General features: G+C 72.2%; 3 protein-coding genes. All 3 read left to right on the top strand.

Annotated elements, in window-relative coordinates:
• Positions 1 to 60: 60 nt before the first annotated feature.
• On the top strand, positions 61 to 432 hold the full coding sequence (locus IBX62_10035) for a hypothetical protein (GenBank protein ID MBE0477424.1): 372 nt from the start codon (positions 61 to 63) through the stop codon (positions 430 to 432).
• Positions 429 to 2,027 (top strand): hypothetical protein, encoded by a 1,599-nt coding sequence (locus IBX62_10030; GenBank protein ID MBE0477423.1) that lies wholly within the window; start codon positions 429 to 431, stop codon positions 2,025 to 2,027. The genes IBX62_10035 and IBX62_10030 overlap by 4 nt, the downstream gene beginning before the upstream one ends.
• Before the next feature lie 58 nt (positions 2,028 to 2,085).
• On the top strand, positions 2,086 to 2,320 hold a 235-nt coding region (locus IBX62_10025), incomplete at its 3' end, for an Lrp/AsnC family transcriptional regulator (protein ID MBE0477422.1).

Below are 2,320 nucleotides of genomic sequence, written 5' to 3'. Positions count from 1 at the left end.
GTCCCGATCCGGACCCACCGCCTCGTCGACGTCTCCGAGAGCATAGCGAGGGCACGCGGCGTGAACCCGATCATCGCGGTCGCCAGCAGCGAGGCGGTCGGGCCGGAGGCCAGACTGAAGCTGCCCGTCGAGCACAAGGAGCTGCTCGCCCGGCCGGCCGACACGTTCACCGGCCGCACCACCGCGACACTCAACCTGGGGCTGATCGATCCGTTCCTCGGCGGGAGGGTGCGTGTCGAGGACTACGACGCCGTCCTCACCTCGGCCGAGGTGAAGGCGCTCCGCGCGGATCCGCGACTCGTCGGGCTGCCGATGGACGTCTGGGCGCTGCGAGCCGTCGGTCGTGGCCCGGTCGTCCGTCTCTACACGGACACCGCTCGGATGGGCATCTTCATCGTGCCCGACGGCGAGCTGCCCGGAGAGGGCCGATGACGCCGGGCGCGGGCATACTGCTCACGGCCGTGTCCCTCACCGCGGGATGGATCGGCCTGTGGCCCGTGCGGGGCCGGCTCGGCGCGGCGGGCTACCACCTGGCTGCGTACCCGGTGGGCCTGCTGCTGTGGCCGCTCGCCGTGGCCGTGCGGTCCGCCCTGCGCATCGGGTTCGCTCCCGTGCCGTTCTACGTCGTCGCCGTGGCGGCGCTGTTCGCGGCGTCCCGTCTCGCGGCCTCCTCGGTCGACGGCGAGACCGCGGGCGAAGATCCGGGGGGAGCGGCCGGCGCGCGCGTCCCGGCGGCGAGCTACGCGCTCTGGGGAGCGGCGGTCGTGGGCGTCGCGGCCATCGTGGACGTGACCGGGTATACCTCGGCCCTCTACGACAGCGTCTTCCACTTCGAGCGCTGGGGGGCATGGCTCACCGTCACCGGCATCGTTCATCGCGAGATCATGGAGTCCTACGGCGCGTTCATCCCGTCCGTGCATGCCGTCAACCGCTACTTCGGCGGCGACTGGGCCTCGACGCCGTACCCGGTACTCAGCCTGCACGTCGCCTCGATCTTCGCCGCTGGCGTCCGGCGGTGGACACGCGACCGTGTGAGCGTGGCGGCCTCCTGGTCGATCACGGCCGGCTTCACGCTGCTGCTGGTGACCACCCCGCGCTACCTCCACCACTCGCTGTACGTGCACGGCCACATGTTCACCGCCGCCTACCTCGTGCTCGCGATGTACGCGACGCAGCGCGCGTACCTGGACGGTTCGTCAACGGCCGAGGAGGACCGCACCGCGTGGCTCATCGTCGCAGGGCTGGCGAGCGCCGGCGTAGCGCTCACGCGCGCCGACGGGATCGCCTACGTGCTCGTCCCCGCGCTCACGGCGACGCTCGTGTGGTGGGAGGGCGGGCACCGTCTTCGGGACCAGGCGGTGTACGTGGTGGCCACGGCGGCTGCGGTCGCCGTCGTCTTCTGCTCGGCGTTCGCGAGGCTGCGCTTCTGGCGCGGCGGCAAGCTCAGCGGCAAGCGCGCGGCCAGCGTCCTGACGGTCGTCGCGGCAGTCGCCGTATCGACGCTCGGCCTCGACCGGCTCGGTCCGCTCGGCGGGTGGCTGCGTCGCGGCAGGAACCTGCTCCTGACGCTCGTGGCGCTGGAGGCCGCCGCCCTGCTGGCGCTCGCGGCGCGCCGCCCCGAGGACTTCGCGCAGGCGTCGCTCAACATGATCACGAACATGCTGAGATCCGGCGGCAACGGCCACCTGTGGTACTTCGGGCTCGGCGTGCTGGCGGTGTCGCTCCTCTACGGAGGCCAGTGGCGGAGCGGGCGGTGGCCCGGGTATCTGCTCTTCGCCATCGGCCAGTTCTTCTTCGTAGCCGTCGTCGTCCACGCCATGTCGCATGTCGGCCGCCTGAGCCCGAACGACAGCTTCAACCGCGTGTCCTTCCACGTCGTCCCGCTCGTCTTCTGGTACGCGGCGACGGTGACGACGGCGGTAGTCGCGGAGTACGCGAAGCCGCGCGCGCTGGCCGTGGTCGAGGAGGAGGCCGAGGCCGCCGCCCGGCTCCCCGAAGGGCGCGAGCCGCCGGCGGCCGTCGGCTAGCAGGATGGGCGAACGCGGCACCGACGCGGCCGGCGGCAGCCCGGCCGGAGAGACAGAGGTGCGCATGGACGTCGGGCTCGGAGAACTGGACCGGCATGTTCTGACCCTGATACAGGCGGGGTTCCCCGTGGACCCGGAGCCCTACGCGGTGCTGGGCGAGAGGCTGGGCACCAACGCCGAGCAGGTGCTCGAGTCCGTCGCGCGGCTGCGGGAGGGAGGCGTCGTCCGTCGGGTCGGAGCGATCTTCGACTCGCACCGGCTGGGCTACCGCTCGACGCTGTGCGCGGCTGCCG

The organism is Coriobacteriia bacterium, from assembly GCA_014859305.1.
In the GTDB taxonomy this organism is placed as follows: Bacteria; Actinomycetota; Coriobacteriia; order Anaerosomatales; family Kmv31; genus Kmv31.
The sequence above is the reverse complement of the archived record's forward strand: the minus strand, read 5'-3'. Positions and strand labels throughout refer to the sequence as shown.

Coding starts and splice junctions, on each gene's coding strand:
- IBX62_10030 (MBE0477423.1), top strand. CDS start 429: ATGACGCCGGGCGCGGGCATACTGCTCACGGCCGTGTCCCTCACCGCG.